This window comes from Micromonospora sp. WMMD1076, from assembly GCF_029581475.1.
Classification (GTDB): Bacteria; Actinomycetota; Actinomycetes; order Mycobacteriales; family Micromonosporaceae; genus Micromonospora; species Micromonospora aurantiaca.
Map to the genome: position 1 here is coordinate 4,646,716 of NZ_CP120862.1, position 15,567 is coordinate 4,662,282.

At 72.6% G+C, this 15,567-nt stretch carries 13 protein-coding genes; 7 read left to right on the top strand and 6 right to left on the bottom strand.

Features of this window, described 5'->3' with window-relative positions:
* Positions 1 to 48: 48 nt before the first annotated feature.
* Positions 49 to 1,098, bottom strand: coding sequence for an extracellular solute-binding protein (locus tag O7622_RS22080; RefSeq protein WP_282310098.1), 1,050 nt, complete (start codon positions 1,096 to 1,098; stop codon positions 49 to 51).
* A 191-nt stretch (positions 1,099 to 1,289) separates the two neighbouring features.
* Positions 1,290 to 2,372, bottom strand: a complete 1,083-nt coding sequence (locus O7622_RS22085) for an ROK family transcriptional regulator (protein WP_282310100.1) — start codon at positions 2,370 to 2,372, stop codon at positions 1,290 to 1,292.
* A gap of 589 nt (positions 2,373 to 2,961) precedes the next feature.
* Between O7622_RS22085 and O7622_RS22090 the strand changes: the two genes are divergently transcribed.
* The gene (locus O7622_RS22090; protein ID WP_282310101.1) at positions 2,962 to 5,682 is read left to right on the top strand and encodes a sugar-binding protein; all 2,721 of its coding nucleotides are present in this window, start codon (positions 2,962 to 2,964) and stop codon (positions 5,680 to 5,682) included.
* Between the two features lie 74 nt (positions 5,683 to 5,756).
* Here the strand turns inward: O7622_RS22090 and O7622_RS22095 are convergent, their stop codons facing one another.
* Positions 5,757 to 6,356 (bottom strand): VanZ family protein, encoded by a 600-nt coding sequence (locus tag O7622_RS22095; RefSeq protein ID WP_282310102.1) that lies wholly within the window; start codon positions 6,354 to 6,356, stop codon positions 5,757 to 5,759.
* A gap of 592 nt (positions 6,357 to 6,948) precedes the next feature.
* Between O7622_RS22095 and O7622_RS22100 the strand changes: the two genes are divergently transcribed.
* The 6 genes from O7622_RS22100 (at position 6,949) to O7622_RS22125 (ending at position 10,415) form a co-directional block, all read left to right on the top strand.
* Entirely contained in the window at positions 6,949 to 7,245 is a 297-nt protein-coding gene (locus O7622_RS22100; RefSeq protein ID WP_282310103.1) for a DUF1540 domain-containing protein, read from the top strand.
* A 152-nt stretch (positions 7,246 to 7,397) separates the two neighbouring features.
* Entirely contained in the window at positions 7,398 to 8,189 is a 792-nt protein-coding gene (locus O7622_RS22105; protein WP_282310104.1) for a DUF2470 domain-containing protein, read from the top strand.
* Between the two features lie 94 nt (positions 8,190 to 8,283).
* Positions 8,284 to 8,658 (top strand): metalloregulator ArsR/SmtB family transcription factor, encoded by a 375-nt coding sequence (locus O7622_RS22110; RefSeq protein WP_282310105.1) that lies wholly within the window; start codon positions 8,284 to 8,286, stop codon positions 8,656 to 8,658.
* A 62-nt stretch (positions 8,659 to 8,720) separates the two neighbouring features.
* Entirely contained in the window at positions 8,721 to 9,134 is a 414-nt protein-coding gene (locus O7622_RS22115; RefSeq protein WP_282314194.1) for a metalloregulator ArsR/SmtB family transcription factor, read from the top strand.
* 160 nt (positions 9,135 to 9,294) lie between these two features.
* A complete protein-coding gene (locus O7622_RS22120; RefSeq protein WP_282310106.1) occupies positions 9,295 to 9,969 on the top strand; it encodes a pyridoxamine 5'-phosphate oxidase family protein in 675 nt (224 codons plus the stop codon).
* Between the two features lie 62 nt (positions 9,970 to 10,031).
* A complete protein-coding gene (locus O7622_RS22125) occupies positions 10,032 to 10,415 on the top strand; it encodes a LysE family transporter (protein WP_282310107.1) in 384 nt (127 codons plus the stop codon).
* Positions 10,416 to 10,476: 61 nt separating this feature from the next.
* On the opposite strand, the gene O7622_RS22130 is transcribed toward O7622_RS22125, so the two are convergent.
* From O7622_RS22130 to O7622_RS22140, 3 genes are read right to left on the bottom strand one after another with little or no spacing between them, the layout of a single operon-like run.
* Complete coding sequence (locus O7622_RS22130) at positions 10,477 to 12,000, bottom strand: class I SAM-dependent methyltransferase (protein ID WP_282310109.1); 1,524 nt, start codon at positions 11,998 to 12,000, stop codon at positions 10,477 to 10,479.
* Between the two features lie 34 nt (positions 12,001 to 12,034).
* The gene (locus tag O7622_RS22135; RefSeq protein WP_282310110.1) at positions 12,035 to 13,825 is read right to left on the bottom strand and encodes an ABC transporter ATP-binding protein; all 1,791 of its coding nucleotides are present in this window, start codon (positions 13,823 to 13,825) and stop codon (positions 12,035 to 12,037) included.
* Positions 13,822 to 15,543 carry an ABC transporter ATP-binding protein gene (locus tag O7622_RS22140; protein ID WP_282310111.1) on the bottom strand — a complete coding sequence of 574 codons (1,722 nt, stop codon included), beginning with the start codon at positions 15,541 to 15,543 and terminating at the stop codon, positions 13,822 to 13,824. Before O7622_RS22140 ends, O7622_RS22135 begins: the two co-directional genes overlap by 4 nt.
* Between the last annotated feature and the right edge of the window lie 24 nt (positions 15,544 to 15,567).

A 15,567-nucleotide genomic window follows, 5' to 3' on the forward strand; every position in this document is an offset into this window, starting at 1 on the left:
CCAGGACGAACCCGGGCCGTGCCGGAGCACGGCCCGGTTCCGAGCGTCTTAGCCCTTGCCCTTGATCTGGGCGTTCCAGTGGGTGATCCAGGCGGTCTCGTTCTTGCCGATCACGTCCCAGTCGACGTCCATCGGCTTGAGGTCGAGCTTGGTCAGCCACTCGGGCTTCTCGGCGATGTCGACAGCGGGGATCTGGAAGTAGTCCTTGGCCAGGCTGGCCCGCAGCGAGTCGTCGAACAGGAACTCGAGGAACTTCTTCGCGCCCTCGCTGTTGCCGCCCTTGACCGCGGCCACGCCGTCGACGAGCACCGGCGCGCCGGAGGCCGGCATCACGTAGCCGAACGGCATCCTCTCGTTGGCCTGCAGCAGGATGTCCTGGAGGTTCCAGGCGCTCACCACGCCCTGCTCACGCGACATCTTCAGGTAGAGGTCGCTGGGGTTGGCCGCGTACTCGACGGTGTTGGCGTCCAGCTTGCGCAGCCAGTCGTAGCCGGGCTGCGGGTCGGACCCGTCGGCCGTGAAGCGCTGGATCATCGAGGCGTAGATCGAGCGCATGGTGCCGGAGGCGGCCACGTCCCGGATGATGATCTTGTCTTTCCACTTCGGGTCGACCAGGTCGTCCCAGTCCTTCGGCGCGGTCTCCGGGGTCAGCGCCTTGTTGTTGTACATGATGACCTCGGGCAGCAGGATCTCGCCGAACCAGCGGCCCTCGGCGTCCTTGTACCGCGCGTCGATCTTCGAGGCGAACGACGGCTGCCAGGACTCCAGCAGGCCCTCGGACGCGCCGGCGGCGAGGCCCTGCTGGGTGCCGCCCCACCAGACCGACGCCTGCGGGTTGGCCTTCTCGGCGCGGACCCGCTCCAGCACCTCCTGGGCGCCCATGTTGAGCACCTCGACCTTGCCCTTGTACTCGGGGTTCCTGGTCGTGAACTGCTCGACGACGTAGTCGGTGACCGACTTGTCGCGGGCGCTGTAGATGACGACCTTCTCGGCCGACGCGGAGCCGGAGGAGCCGGTGTCCTTGTCGTCGCTGCTGCCGCACGCGCTGACGGCCAGCAATGCGCTGAACGCGACGGCCAGGGCCAAACGACGTTTCATTGGTACCTCCATTGTGCGGGGGAACTATCGGAAGCTGGGAAGGAGGATCAGCGCGTCGCGACCCGCCGGGGCGCGGCGCATCGCGCCGCGACCTGTCGTCTGCGGGTACGGACGCGGGTCGCCGCGACGGCGTTCGGTGACGTGGAGTGGTGGGTTGGGGTGGTGGGTGCGGGGTCGGGGGTCGGGTCCGGTCAGGGAAGCGAGGGTCGGGGCACCGCTGCCGAGAGCGCGTAGCTGATCGCTCCGTGCAGCACTGCCTGGTCGCCGAGGGTGGCCCGGCGCACCTCGGTGGGGGCCGGGGTCCGGGCGGAGACGAGGGTCTGGAGCTGGTCGAGCGCCGGGTCGTCGAGTTCCGCCGCGGCGCCGCTGAGCAGCACCAGCCCCGGATCGACAACGCAGGCGCAGGAGAGGATGAGCCCGGCCCAGGCACCGAGGACCTCGTCGAGGTAGTCGCGGGCGGGCGCCGAGGTCCCGGCGAGCCGGCTCAGCTCCCGTACCGGCGACTCGGGCCGGCGGCCCGGGTTGAGCGCGACGACCCGCTCCGCGATGGCGTTGACCGACCACCGGGCCTCGAACTCGCCGACGCCGCTGTAGCGGCGCTCGGTCGCGCCGCCCAGCGGCAGGAAGCCGACCTCGCCGGCGGCTCCGCTGGCGCCGCGGCGGACCTTGCCGTCGAGCACGAGGCCGGCGCCGATGCCGTCGGCGACGTGGATCAGCAGCAGGTTCGCCACGTCCGCGCCGGCGCCGGCGACGCACTCGCCGGCGGCCATGAGGTTGACGTCGTTGTCGACGACCACGGGTACGCCGAGCCGCCGTTGCACCGATTCGCCGATCGGCCACGCCTCGACCAGTCCGACCGACGGCGCGAGGCGTACCGCACCGTTGCTGGACACCCCGGGCACCGCGATGGCGACGCCGCGAAGCGACGGCAGGTTGTCGCCGACCAGGTCGAGGACGAACTCGCAGACGGTCTCCACCACGTTCGCGCCGAGCCGCGCGACGCGGTGCGCGATGACCGCGCCCTCGCTGTCGGCGATCTCGCAGCTGATCCGGGGTGGCTCCAGCGACACCGCCGCGACGAGCTCGGCGCGGGGGTTGAACTCGAGCATCTCCCGGGGCCGGCCGGTGGTGGGCGCGCCGGGACCGCGTTCGATGAGGTAGCCCTCGGCGACGAGTTCCCGCACGAGCGCGGTCACAGTGGCCGCCGAGAGGCCGGTCATCTCGGCCAGGTCGACGCGGGACAGCCGCCGGGCCTGCCGGGCGGCCAAGATCACCGAGAGACGCTTGATCTCACGGGACCGCTCACGGCTGACCGGACTGGTCGGGGCTCTGTCAGACACACTTTCTTCCTAGTGAGAAAAAATTCTGGCGTCAAGTAACGAGATGATCTCGGCCCGCCGACCAGCGAGAATTCTGCGACTGACAAGCCGGACGCGCCGGGGCCAGCCCGACATGACGCGCAAACCGAGCCCTGCGGTCCACATCGGGGTGCCAGACCCGGACAAAGCCTGCCTACAGGTCACGGTCGACATCCGGGCAATCGCCCTGAGCAGGGACGATCGTTTATTCGAATAAGGAAGAAAGTCGTCCGGAGCTATTGACGACACCTCCGCAAGATCCCTAGGTTACGGCCCGAAGGCCTTCCGGTGGACCGACGTCGCCACCGTGCGTACCGCTCACGCCGTGGCGGTGCGCGAGCACCACCATCCCGTTGTCGAGCACCACGACCCCCGAGGACCTCACAGTCCTCTGTGGACAGCTGTCTGCATCACGGCCCGGCACGAGCCACCGTGTCAGCCGGCCCGTGCCGGGCCGACCGTCCCCAGCCGCAGCACTCTCGCTTCGAGACGAAGAGGTATGCCCATGAGATGGCGCACCAGCGCGGCGATCGCCATGTGCGGTCTGCTGTCGTTGGGCCTGGCCACTCCGGCCCAGGCCAACCCCCAGCAAGCATCACCGAAGCCCCAGGCCAAGAAGTCCGACAAGCCGGTCGACCTGGACATCATGTTCATCGGCGCCCACCCGGACGACGAGGCCGGCCAGCTCGGCATGCTCGGATACTGGAACGAGTATCACGGCATGAAGGCCGGCGTCATCACCACCACCCGCGGCGAGGGCGGCGGCAACGCCACCGGTCTCGAGGAGGGCCCGGAACTCGGCATCCTGCGGGAGGCCGAGGAGCGCAAGGCCGTCGGCTGGGCCGGCGTCGAACACATCTACAACCTGGACGCGCTGGACTTCTGGTACACCGCCAGCGCTCCCCTGACCGAGGAGGTCTGGGGCCACCAGGAGACGCTGTCCCGGATCGTGCGGGTCCTGCGGACCACCAGGCCCGAGGTCATCCTCACGATGAACCCCTCGGCCACCCAGGGCAACCACGGCAACCACCAGAAGGCGGCCATGCTGGCCGTGGAGGCCTTCTACGCGGCGGCCGACCCGAAGGCGTTCCCGGAGCAGATCAGGAAGGAGGGGCTCAAGCCCTGGCGGGTCTCCCGCATCTTCCAGACCGGCGGCAGCGGCGTCACCGGCACCAACGGCCCCGCCTGCGAGACGACGTTCACGCCGAACGAGGCCAGCGAGGTCGTCTTCGGCACCTGGCAGGGCTACGAGTCGGCGCGCCACGACGGCAACCGGTGGAACACGGTCCAGACCTGGGCCCGCCGGGAGTACGCGTCGCAGGGCTGGGGTAACAGCTCCTTCCCGACGACCGACCCCGACGCCATCGGCTGCAACCGGCTGACGCTGATCGACACCCGCACCCCGTACCCGGACCCGAACGTGGGCGCCGGCACCGGTGCGCTCCAGGGCGCCACCCTGCGCGCCCCGGGCGGCCTGCCGCTGGGCACCGAGGTCCACGTGCGTCCGCGCACCTGGGAGGCCGTCGCGGGCCGGCCCATCAAGGTGGACACCGTCCTGTACGCCGAGAAGGCCGTCCCGGGCGCCAAGGTCACCCTGAACGTGCCGGCCGGCTGGACGGTCACCGGCAACGGCAACGTCGGCACGCTGACCCCGCGTAAGGAGGTCGTGAAGACCTTCACCGTCACACCGCCCGCGCAGGTCGAGGTGGGCACCCGCTTCAAGCTCGACGCCACGCTGACCAGCAAGAAGGACGGCAGCGGCACCAGCAGCGCCCGGGTTCAGGGCACCGCGCCGGTGCGCGGCACCCTGGAGCCGCTGGCGGAGATCGCCGACTTCCGCGCGTGGACCGTGCGGAACAAGACCCAGCAGCTCGACGCGCTCATCGAGTCCCTGCTGGACATCCCCAGCGGCGGCACCCGCAGCGTCAAGGTAAACCTGACCAACCACGGCACCCGGGTCGAGTCCGGCGCGGTCGAGCTGAACGTCCCCGCCGGCTTCTCGGTGGCCGAGCAGCAGGTGCCGTACAGCGGGCTCCGGCCGGGCGCCAGCACCTCGGTGACGTTCACCGTCACCAACACCGACACGTCGCTGCCGACGGCCAACCGGGCACCGGACAACGGCGCCTACCGGGTGCAGATCGAGACCAGCTATACCGGCGGCAGCGCGAACGAGCCCGGTGCGTTCAATCTGGTTCCGGTCACCACGATCCCGAAGGCCGCCACCGCGCCGACCGTCGACGGGCACGCCCACGACAACGAGTACACCGGCGAGGTCATCGACATCTCCACCCGCTGGGAGGGCACCGCCGCCCCGGCGTCGGACATCTCCGGCACCGCCCGGTTGACCCACACCGACGACGCCCTGTACGCCGTCTTCACCATCACCGACGACGTGCTCGGCACCGTACTGCCGCCGGAGGACTGCAAGCGTCCGCGGCGTAACGACAACATCGAGTTCGGCATCGACCCGCGCGGCAACTCGGCGAACACCTCCACGGTATTCAACATGGCGCTCTTCCCGGCCACGAACGACCCGGCCAACGGGAACCCGCCGTGCTTCGCCCGGGAGCGGGACAACCACCAGGGCGGCCCGGAGACCGCGCCGGGTGTGGAGATCGCCTCCGTCGTGACCAGCAGCCCGTACACGGGTTACCGGATCGAGGTCAAGATCCCGTTCAGCGTGCTGCCGGACGCCGTCGACCCGAACCGGATGGGCCTGAACATCCTGGTCAACGACTCGGACACGCAGGACCTGACCGCGCAGACCCGGGTCGGCTGGTCGACCTGGAGCGGCGTACGGGCCGACCCGTGGCGCTGGGGCAACGCGACGCTGCCCGCCCTGGCGGCGAAGCCGCCGGCGCCGAAGGCTCCGATCATGCCGGACACCGCGGCGCAGAGCGTCGACTCGCCGCAGACCCTCCTGCAGTCCGTCTCGGACGGGGTGGCGCCCGGCGGTTACGCCAAGCTGCCGGACGGCACCGTGAAGATCAAGAAGGTCAGCCGCACCGCGAGCAAGGTGTCAGTGCAACTCCAGGTGAAGAAGGCCGGCACCGTCCGTGCCTTCCTCTGGGACGGCACCCGGGTCGTGGCGGAGACCACCGCCGCTCTGCGCAGGGACGGCACCCTCGTCCTGCCGCTGGGCGGGTCGCTTCCGGCCGGCACCTCGCTGCTCGTCTCGTACGAGCACGGCGGCGCCACCACCGCTCTGGCGAAGAAGATCTGCTGAGCGGACGTTGACCGCGTCGACCTGACGCACGCGATGGGCCGGGCCGGCCGGCCCGGCCCATCGTGCCGTCCGCGTCACCCGGGCCGAGCCCCGCTCAGCGGGCCGGTGCCGGGACCGGTGGTGACGGGTGACACCTCAGCCGGCCGGTGCCACCAGCGGCGCGACGCCAGCGCGGCCAGCCCGGCACCGGCGGTGTTGAGCAGTATGTCGTCCACGGAGGAGACGCGGTCCAGCCGCAGGACGTACTGCGCGACCTCGACCACCACCGAGCAGCCGGCCGCGAGCGCCAGGATCCGCGGCACCGACGCCAGCGCCGCGAACCGCAGCGGGGCGAGGCACCCGAGCGCCGCGAACACCAGCAGGTTGCCGACGATCTGGACCGTCACCGTCAGCGGCCCGCTCGCGAGGACGGTGAGCAGGTCCCGAAACGGCACCAGGCTCACCCGGCCGGGAACCACGCCGGCCCCGTCCCCCGGCAGCATGATCATCCAGACCCACGGCACGGTTCCGTAGACGATGCCCACCTCGGCCAGCGACCTCCGCCACGCCGGCCCCGCGCCGCCGCGCCTGCGGGCCAGGACCCACACCGCGAGCGCAGCCGCCGGCGACGCGGCCACCGTGAGGAGCACGACCCCGTTGATCGTGCCGAACCAGCCGTGCCACCCCTCGGCCACGCCGCCTCCACCCGTCCCGCCCGGCCCGCACCGGGCACCGCGGTCCGCTCAGGGTGCCACGGCCGCGCCGGCCGGCGACCTTGGCCCGGACGACATCGCGTACGCGGCGTCCGCGCCCGCCGCCACCGGATTCGCATTCCGCCGCCGGGCCGGCCGTGAATCCCCGCCGATCGCTGATGTGCCGGGCCGGCATTTCGGCGCGACCGGAATGGTGTCGGCCGTTTCGGGACTCACCGTCGTTACACGCTCACCCATTACACCGCGGGCGCCCGGGCCTCCGGAACGGGCGGCAGCGAACATATCCGCAGGTGAGGAGCGGTTTGACACGTGGTGAACACGCCCCCGCATTCGCCCTGCCGCCGAGTAAAGAAAGACTCACCTAACCAAGGTAAGCCTTATCTTCGTCGTTCGGAATTTCGCGCGGAAACGGCCACGTGCGGCCGCCAACCCCGCATTCTGTGGTTAAAGCGAGTATGATCCTCAGTGACGGCCGACGGGTTTGAGAACCGGGCCGCGCGGCAAATACCAGATGGCATTCGAGCACCACGAGGCCGGCCATTGTGTCCACCGGCCCGCATGACTTGGAGGCACCATGAAGACCCTGTTGCAGTCTCCGCCGGTACGTGAATGTGCCGCCACCGCGTGCAGCTTCAACGACAACGGCTGTCACGCTCCCGCGATCACCGTGGCGGCGTCCGCCGACGCGGCCTCCTGCGCGACGTTCGTCGAGTCGTCGCTCAGCGCCGGGATCGCGGAGGTCACCGGCGCGGTTGGCGCGTGCGCGCGGGCCGAGTGCGTGTTCAACACCAACCTCGCCTGCACCGCCGAGTCGATCACGGTCGGTCCGGGCGCCACGGTCAGCGACTGCCTGACCTACCAGCCCGCCTGACAAACCAGACACCACGCCCGTATGGGTCACGACGGTCACCGTCGTGACCCATACGTCGTGTGCGACACTCCGAACCACGTTGCACAGGTAAGCCTTACCTACTAACGTCTGACCTGGGCCGACCTCACCCCTTCCCGGCCGAGGAGACAGACATGGCGTTGCACCCCGCCGGGCGTCCGGCCCCGCAGGCCGGCGTCGTCAAGGTCGCCGCAGGGCCGTCGGCGGGCGGTACGGGCGCCTCCACGCCCCGTGACGCCGTCGCCGCCCGGTGCGTGCTGACCGCCGCCTCCTCGCTGCGGCTCACGCTCGGCGACGTCACCGCCGACCTCCTCTCCGCCCACGCCGTCCTCCCCGACGGCACGATCGTCCTCGCGGTCGACGCGATGAGCCGCACCGGCGGCCTGCTGGTCGCCGCGCGCGGTCACAGCGGCGCGGTACGCCTCGACGTGACCCACCTCGCCCCGGTCGCCGTGCGCTCCCGGGTGCGGTCCCGGCTGCGGATCCTCGGCACGGCCCGCCGGTTCGACCCGGCCGTCCTCGACGCCTGCGACCCGGCGACCGTGATGTCACTGCTCGACCTGCCCCCGGTGGCGCTGTGGGCTGTCGAGCCGGACGAGGTCGTCCTCGACCGGGCCGCCGATCCCGTCGCGGTGGACCTCGACACGTACCGCGCGGCCCGGCCGGATCCGATCGCCGTCGACGAGGCCGCCCACCTCGCACACCTGACGCGCTGCCACCGTGACGTCCTCGACCGGCTCGGCACGCTCGTCGACCCCACCGGCACAGCCGGTCCGGCGCGCGTCGTCCCGGTCGCGCTCGACGCCGAGGGCATCGTGCTACGGGCGGAGCGGCCGGACGGTCACGCCGACACCCGGTTGTCCTTCGCCCGCCCGGTCACCGCCGGTTCCGGCCTGGCCGAGGCGCTGCGCACGCTGCTCGCCTAGCCTGTCGTGCCGATCACGGAAGCCCGACGCCCTGGTTTGGCATCTGCCTGATCAGTGACTTGCATGCTGATTAGACAGGTGTCAACCTAGAGACATGCCGAAGCAGCAGGTGCCGATCCCACTCGTCGACCTCAGCGCCGACGCACCGTGCTGCCCCCCGCTGGCGCAGCGCCGGGTTCCCGCCGAGACGGCCGCGGTGCTCGCGCCCGCGTTCAAGGCCCTCGGCGATCCGGTACGGCTGCAGCTGATGTCGATGATCGCCTCCGCCGAAGGCGGCGAGGCGTGCGTGTGCGACCTGACGCCGGCGTTCGACCTGACCGGGCCGACGATCTCCCACCATCTCAGGACGTTGCGCGAGGCGGGCCTGGTGGACGCCGAACGCCGGGGGACCTGGGTCTACTACCGCGCGCGGCCGCAGATCCTGCGCCTGCTCGCCGGCCTGCTCGCCGACCTGCGCCCCACCGCCTGACACCCGCCCTGACTGTTGCGCGGCCGGACGGAGGTCGACGAACACCCGGCGTGCGACTGAGGATGATCCCGGTTGCCCGGGCAGGTGGCCGCCGTTGGTGCAACGATGCAAGCGTGGGAACTGCGAAAACTACCACCCCTGCCATCTCGCCACTTGCCGGCGAGCCGATCAAGCGTGCCGATGCCGAGCGGCTCGCGGGAGTCCTGAAGGCGTTCGCCGACCCGGCCCGGCTGCGCCTGCTCAGCCTGATCCAGTCCGCTCCGGAGGGCGAGGCGTCGGTCAGCGACCTCACCGCACCGCTCGGTCTCTCCCAGCCGACCGTCAGCCATCACCTTCGGATCCTCACCGAGGCCGGCCTGCTCGAGCGGGAGAAGCGGGGTGTGTGGGCGTACTACCGCCTGGTGCCGTCCGCGATCTCGGCGATCGCCGAGTCGTTGACCCCGCCTCGCAAACGGCCGACGAAGAAGGTCCGCTGAGCAGGGGACTGCCGGGCTGCCGCGCGCACCCGCCGACCTGACCAGGTCGCGCCCCGGGCGTCAGCCGGCCGGACCCGCTCCCCCACCGGTCCGGCGGGCCGGCCCTTGAGGACCGCGGTCCGGTCCGGTAGAAACGGCGGGGCCGACAGGAGAATCAGCCATGACCGATACCGACGGGCGGTTGTCCGCGACGCCGCGTACGACACTGCGCCGGATGAGGGAGAAGGGGCACCGCGACCGCGCCGCACTCTTCGACGTGCTCCGGGCCGCCTTCGTCTGCCATCTGGGCGTGCTGGTCGACGGCGGTCCGATGGTGGTGCCGACCGTCTACGGCTTCGACGACCGGCACCTCTACCTGCACGGCTCGGTGGCCAGCCGGAGTCTCGTCACCGGCGCCGAGGTCTGTGTCACGGTCACAGTGGTCGACGGCCTGGTCCTGGCGCGCTCGGTGTTCGAGCACGGGATCAACTACCGCAGCGCGATGATCTACGGCCGTCCCCGGTTAGTGACCGACGCCGAGGAGAAGCTGTACGGCCTGCGGCTGCTGACCGAGCACGTGGCCCCCGGTCAGTGGGACCACGCCCGCCGCCCGAACCGGCGGGAGCTGGCGGCCACCGCGCTGCTGGCGCTTCCGCTGGCCGAGGCGTCGGTCAAGACGCGCAGCGGCCCGCCGGACGACGGCGACGGCCCGGACGCCGCGCTCGGGCTCTGGGCCGGCGAGCTTCCGCTGGTCGCGCGCTGGCAGCAGCCCGTGACCGACCCGGCGCTGCCGCCGACGACGCCGGTGCCGGCGCACGTCGCGGCGCGCGACGGCACCCGCGCCGACCAGGGCTGACCGGCCGGGCGGCCCCCGATCCGCCTACCACCCGGTTGCGAGCGGCGACGCAGCCGGTCCCCGTGGGCGCGGGCGGCCCCGGACCGGACGCGGACACCGGTTCCGCCGCCGCGCCGGTCCGGGACGCCCCGGCCGCCGACGAGCCGCACGTGGCGCGGCGCTCGTTCGTCATGGGCGTCACGAGTCAGCTGCTGAACGTCAAGGTGGTCGTCTTCTACGTCTCGTTCGTGCCGCAGTTCGTCAGGCCCGGCGACGGCGCGTCGGCCCGCACGGCGGTGCCGGCCGCCACGTTCATCGGCCTCGCCGTGCCCTGGTGGGCCTGCTACATCCTGCTCTTCGGCCGGTTACAGCCCTGGCTGACCCGGCCGTCGGTGCCGCTGGTGATCGAACGGCTGACCGGGCTGATCCTCGTCGTCCTGGCGGTACGGATCGCGCTGACCTGCTGAGGCACGCCACGGCACCCGCCGGCCCGGCCGCATGTCAGCCGGTCCGGCGGGCGCCGTGAGGTCAGGCGTTGCGCGGGCGGTGGGCGACGGTGCGGACGTGGGTGGTCGGCCAGTCCAGCGGCCGGCCGTCCAGGTCGGTCAGGGACGAGACGGGCGCGATCCGGTTGCCGATCACCCAGTCGTTACGGACCGGCGCCGACGCGGGGCCGATCTCGAAGCCCGCCTCGGTGAGCAGCCTCGACCAGTCGGCGAAGCTCAGGCCGCAGAACTGCTCCTTGGTCTCCGACAGCCAGTTGTCGGTGTAGTCCTTGCGGGTCAGGTAGTCCATCGCCGCGCCCAGGCCGAGACGTACCGCGCCGCCGGCCAGCGGCTCGTACGCGAAGCCGAACGCGAAGTCCACGGCGAACTGGTCCAGCCGGGCCCGCGTCGACAGTCCGGAGACGTACCGCCGGACCTCGGCCGAGGACAGGTCGGCGAGATCCCGGCGCGGCGAGGCCGGGTTGTCCCCGTCGTCGGTGGTCAGCCGCAGGATCACCGGCCGGTCCGGCTCGTCCGGCCCGCACACGTCGCTGTTGATCCAGACACCGCCGGGCACCGTGTGGTCGTGGATGCGGCGGGCGAACTGGAGCAGCGACTCCCGCTGCCGCCCGTACGACCAGATCTCGTGGGTGAGCGCGAAGGTGAGCGTGGTGTCCACCGACCGGTCCTTGAACACCGCGCCGCCGAGGACGTTGCGGTGGAAGAAGTACACGTTGGCGTTGCGGAACACGCCCTGCGCCTTCTTGTGCAGGCACTCCTGGTAGAGGTGGCGGGCCACCTCCACGCCGATCAGGTCGCTCTCCCGCAGCGCGGATTCCCGGTCGGCCAGTTCCAGGACGGCGCCCGCGCCGCAGCCGATGTCCACGATGCGTCCGGGCTGCACGTACCGGCGCACCGAGTCCCACTTGCGTTGGGCGGCCGAGGCGAACGCCTCCACGTACGTGCGGTAGTCGCGGGTGACGGTGAGGCCGCCCTCGTCGCCGACGAGCGGGTCGTTCACCACCGACCGGATCGCTTCGACCAGGCGGTAGCGCTCGAACACGTCGATCGTCGCCGGGTGGGTGAGCGCCCGCCAGGTCTCGTCGCCGGCGGCCAGGCGCAGCAGCACGTCCCACGGCCGTTCGGGCGTCCCGGGCAGGTCCGGATCCGCCTCGACCTGCGCGATCACGAAGCCGAGGCGCTCGTACAGCTTGGCGACCTCCGGGGTGGAGCAGGCCACCACCGTGTCGGCGGGCGTGAGTTCGAGCCCGGTGGCCACCGCGATGCTCTTGAGCGTGACCTCGGCGAACGCATCGGTGTACGCGGTGTCGAAGATCGGCACGGCCAGCGAGCGCAGCCCGCTGAGCACGCTGAACCGCTCGATCGCGGCCTCCCGCCTGTGGTACGCGACGGGGTTGCGCCGGGTGTTCTCGTGGTTGGCCGACGTCACCGCCCAGACCACTGTGGCCTCGTCGCCGGCGAGCCGGCGCAGATAGTCGGCCTGGAACCGGGTCAGCAGGTGATGCCTCCCCGGGAACAGCACGAAGCGGGTCGGCAGGTCGGTCATGGTCACCTCGCCGGGGCGGTGGAGCGGTCGGTGATCATACCGGGACGCGCCAGGAACGCCAGAGATGGCCGTACCGGCCGTCGGCGGCCAGCAGCTCCTCGTGTGTGCCCTGCTCCACGACGCGGCCGTGGTCGAGCACGACGATCCGGTCCGCGCTCACCGCCTGGCTGAGGCGGTGCGCCACGATCAGCGTGGTCCGCCCCCGGGTGGCCGCGAGGGCCGCCCGGTCCAGGTCGCGGGCTCCGGCGCTGCCTGCTTCGGCGGTCGCCTCGTCCAGCACGGCGACGGCCGGCGCGGTGAGCACCAGGCGGGCCAGGGCGACCTGCTGGGCCTGCGCGGCGGTGAGCCGGTGGCCGCCCTCGCCCACAGGCGTCGCCAGCCCGTCCGGCAGGGCACGCAGCCAGGTCGTGGCGCCGACCCGTTCCAGCGCGTCGAGCAGCTCGGCGTCGGTGGCGTCCGGTGCGGCCAGGCGCAGATCCTCGGCGAGCGGCCCGGCGAAGACGTGCACCTCCTGGCTGACCAGTGCGACGTCGCGCCGGGAGGTGGCCTCGCCCGTCCCGGTCAGCGGCGCGCCGTCGAGGCGTACCGATCCGTCGGTGGGCGCGATGATCCCGGCGGCGATGCCGGCGAGCGTACTCTTGCCGGCGCCGCTGGCGCCGACGAGCGCGACCCGTTCCCCCGGCGCCAGGCGCAGCTCGACGTCGGCGAGCACCAGCGGCCCGTCGTCGTAGTGGTGCCGGCGCACCGTGACGTCCAGCGCGGCCGGGCCGCGCGGGCCGGCGGGCGGGGTGGCCGGGCCGGACGCGGTGGCCGGGCCGGTGTCGGGCAGGTTCGCCACGCCGACCAGCCGGGCGAGGCTCGCGCCGGCCTGCAGCACCGAGTCGGACTCCATCAGCAGCAGGCCGATCGGGTTGAACAGCCGGTGGAAGTAGAGCGCGGCGGTGGTCGCCGCGCCGACCGTTACCAGGTCGTCGCGGACCAGGAAGAACCCGGCCACGAGCACAGCGGCCAGGCCGAGGAACTCCGACCTGTTGATCCGCAGGCCGAAGCGGGTGTGCAGGTTGAAGATCTCCAGCGACAGGTCGCGCGCCAGGCCGGACCGCTCGGCGATGGCCGCCACGTGCGCGTCCTCGGTCCGGTACGCGCGCACAGTCGCGGCGCCGCGCAGCGCGCCGGCCATCGCCTGCGTCCGCTCGCCGGTGGCGACCCGCTCGCGAGCGTAGTAGGGCGCGGAGCGCCGCAGGTACCAGCGCAGCGCCAGCGCGTACGCGGGCGCTGCCACCAGCCCGGCGAGGCCGAGCCGCCAGTCCAGCACGACCAGCCCGAACACGGTGAGCACCACCGACAGCAGCGCGCCGACGAACGCCGGGCCGCTCACCGCGATCACGTTCGTCACCACCGCCACGTCGTCGCCGACGCGGGCCAGCAGGTCGCCGGTACCGGCCCGTTCCAGCGTCGCGGACGGCAGGTGCAACGCGCGGTCGAGGACGCGCTCGCGCAGCCGGGCCAGCACCGTCTCGCCGAGCCGGGACGCGAGCGCGGCGCCGAGCGCGGTGAGCAGGCCGGTGAACACGGCGGCGCCGGCGATCACCGCCACCCGGCCGGCGATCCGGGAGACCGGGGCGTCGGCGATGACGTCGTCGACCAGGCGGCCGAGCACCCAGGGCGCGACCAGGCCACCCGCGGCGGCGACGACGAGCACGGTCGCCGCGGCGGCGCTGAGGCCGGGCCGGGCGCGGAACTGGGCGCCGAGCGTCGTCCAGGTCTGCCGGGCGGACGCGACCGGCAGCAACGTCCGGCCGGGGGTACGCGGGTCAGCGGTCACCGCAGTGTCTCCTCGCGGTAGCGGGCGTCGGAGGCCAGCAGGTGCTCGTGCGGTCCCTCGGCGGCCACCCGGCCGTCGGCGATCACCACCACCCGGTCGGTGATCCGCAGCAGGGCCGGGCTGCTGGTGATCAGCAGGGTGCCCCGGGGCGCCACCCGGCGCGCTTCGGCCAGCCCGTCGGCGAGCTGCGCCTCGGTGGCGGCGTCGACGGCGGTGGTGGGATCGTGCAGCACCAGCACGGGTGGGTCGGTGTGCAGCGCCCTTGCCAGCCCGAGCCGCTGGCGCTGGCCGCCGGAGAGGTTCGCGCCCCGCTCGACGAGCCGGTGGTCGAGGCCCCCGGGGTGTGCGTCCACGACGTCCTGGGCGGCGGCCGCCCGGACCGCGGCGTGCAGCCGCGCCTGGTCGGCCGGGGCGCCGGCGGTGAGGTTGGCCGCCACCGTGCCCTCGAAGAGCGTCACGTCGTGCGGCTCGACGAGCACGGTGCCGCGCAGCGCGTCGACGTGCAGGTCGTCGGCGGGTACGCCGTCGACACGCACGGTGCCGCGGCGCGCGTCCGGCGACACCCGCCCGGACAGCAGCGCCACGAGCGCTTCGGCGTCGGCCGGGTCGTACGCGAGCACACCGACCACCTCGCCGGGGCCGACGCGCAGGTTCACCCCGTCCAGTCCGGCGTGCCCGACGTCGTCGAGGGCGAGCCGGGGCCCGTCCGGGTGGTCCGGCGCAGGCGCGTCGCCGGGCCGGGTGAGCGGCTCGGCGCCGAGCACGCGCGCCACCCGGGCGGCGGAGGCGCGGGCCATCGCGAACAGTTGCACGCAGTAGCCCATGGTCTGCACCGGCTCGGCGACGAACTGCGCGAGGCCGACCACCGTGACCAGCTCGCCGATGGTGAGCCGGCCGCGCAGGGCGAGCCAGCCGGCCACACCGGCGACCGCGGCGAGGAACAGGCCGTTGGCGGCGGTGGTGAGCCCGAGGTGCAGTCCTTTGGTGTTGGCGGCGCGCAGCGTCACGGCGAGCGCGTTGCGGCTGGCGGCGGCGTACCGGCCGGCGGCGTGGTGCTGGGCGCCGATGCCGCGCAGCACGCGCAGGCCGGAGACGAGGTCCACGGCGAGCGCCGTGGTCTCCGCGAGGGCCTCCTGCTGGGAGGTGCTGCGCCGGGACAGCAGCGGCGCCATCCGGTGCAGCACGAGCACCAGCACCGGTACGCCGACGAGCACGCCGAGCCCGAGCGGGATGTCGATGACCAGCAGCGCGGTCGCCGCCACGGTGAGCGCGGTCACCGCGGCGACACCGAATCCGGCGACCCGCACCACGACCGCGGAGAGTTCGGCGTCGGAGGCGGCGACCGAGAGCAGTTCGCCGTCTCGTAGGCCGGACCGGTGTCCGCGCGGGTCGAGCGCGCGCTCGGCGATCTCCACCCGGAGCAGGTGCGCCTCCCGTTCGACAGCCGCGAACGCCTGGCGGGCGCCGTTGCGGTAGGCGAACGCGAGCACGGCGAACAGGGCCGCGAGGCCGGCGACCGAGTACGCGAGCGCCCACGGGTCGCCGGTCACCACGGCGCGGTCGATGATGACGCCGATCGCCACCGGCACGAGCGCCTCGGCGACCTGGTGCAGGCCGAGCAGCGTCACGCCGATCAGCACCGGCCGTCGCTGGCGGCGCAACGCCTGACGCAGCACGTACCGGGCCGTGACGGCGCCGCCGGCGGGTTGCGGGGACACGAGGGGATGCCTCCAGTGCTCGAA

Excerpts from the sequence above, each read along its gene's own strand:
- O7622_RS22080 (WP_282310098.1), bottom strand. The coding sequence starts at position 1,098 with ATGAAACGTCGTTTGGCCCTGGCCGTCGCGTTCAGCGCATTGCTGGCC.
- O7622_RS22090 (WP_282310101.1), top strand. The coding sequence starts at position 2,962 with ATGAGATGGCGCACCAGCGCGGCGATCGCCATGTGCGGTCTGCTGTCG.
- O7622_RS22100 (WP_282310103.1), top strand. The coding sequence starts at position 6,949 with ATGAAGACCCTGTTGCAGTCTCCGCCGGTACGTGAATGTGCCGCCACC.
- O7622_RS22105 (WP_282310104.1), top strand. The coding sequence starts at position 7,398 with ATGGCGTTGCACCCCGCCGGGCGTCCGGCCCCGCAGGCCGGCGTCGTC.
- O7622_RS22110 (WP_282310105.1), top strand. The coding sequence starts at position 8,284 with ATGCCGAAGCAGCAGGTGCCGATCCCACTCGTCGACCTCAGCGCCGAC.
- O7622_RS22115 (WP_282314194.1), top strand. The coding sequence starts at position 8,721 with ATGATCCCGGTTGCCCGGGCAGGTGGCCGCCGTTGGTGCAACGATGCA.
- O7622_RS22120 (WP_282310106.1), top strand. The coding sequence starts at position 9,295 with ATGACCGATACCGACGGGCGGTTGTCCGCGACGCCGCGTACGACACTG.
- O7622_RS22130 (WP_282310109.1), bottom strand. The coding sequence starts at position 12,000 with ATGACCGACCTGCCGACCCGCTTCGTGCTGTTCCCGGGGAGGCATCAC.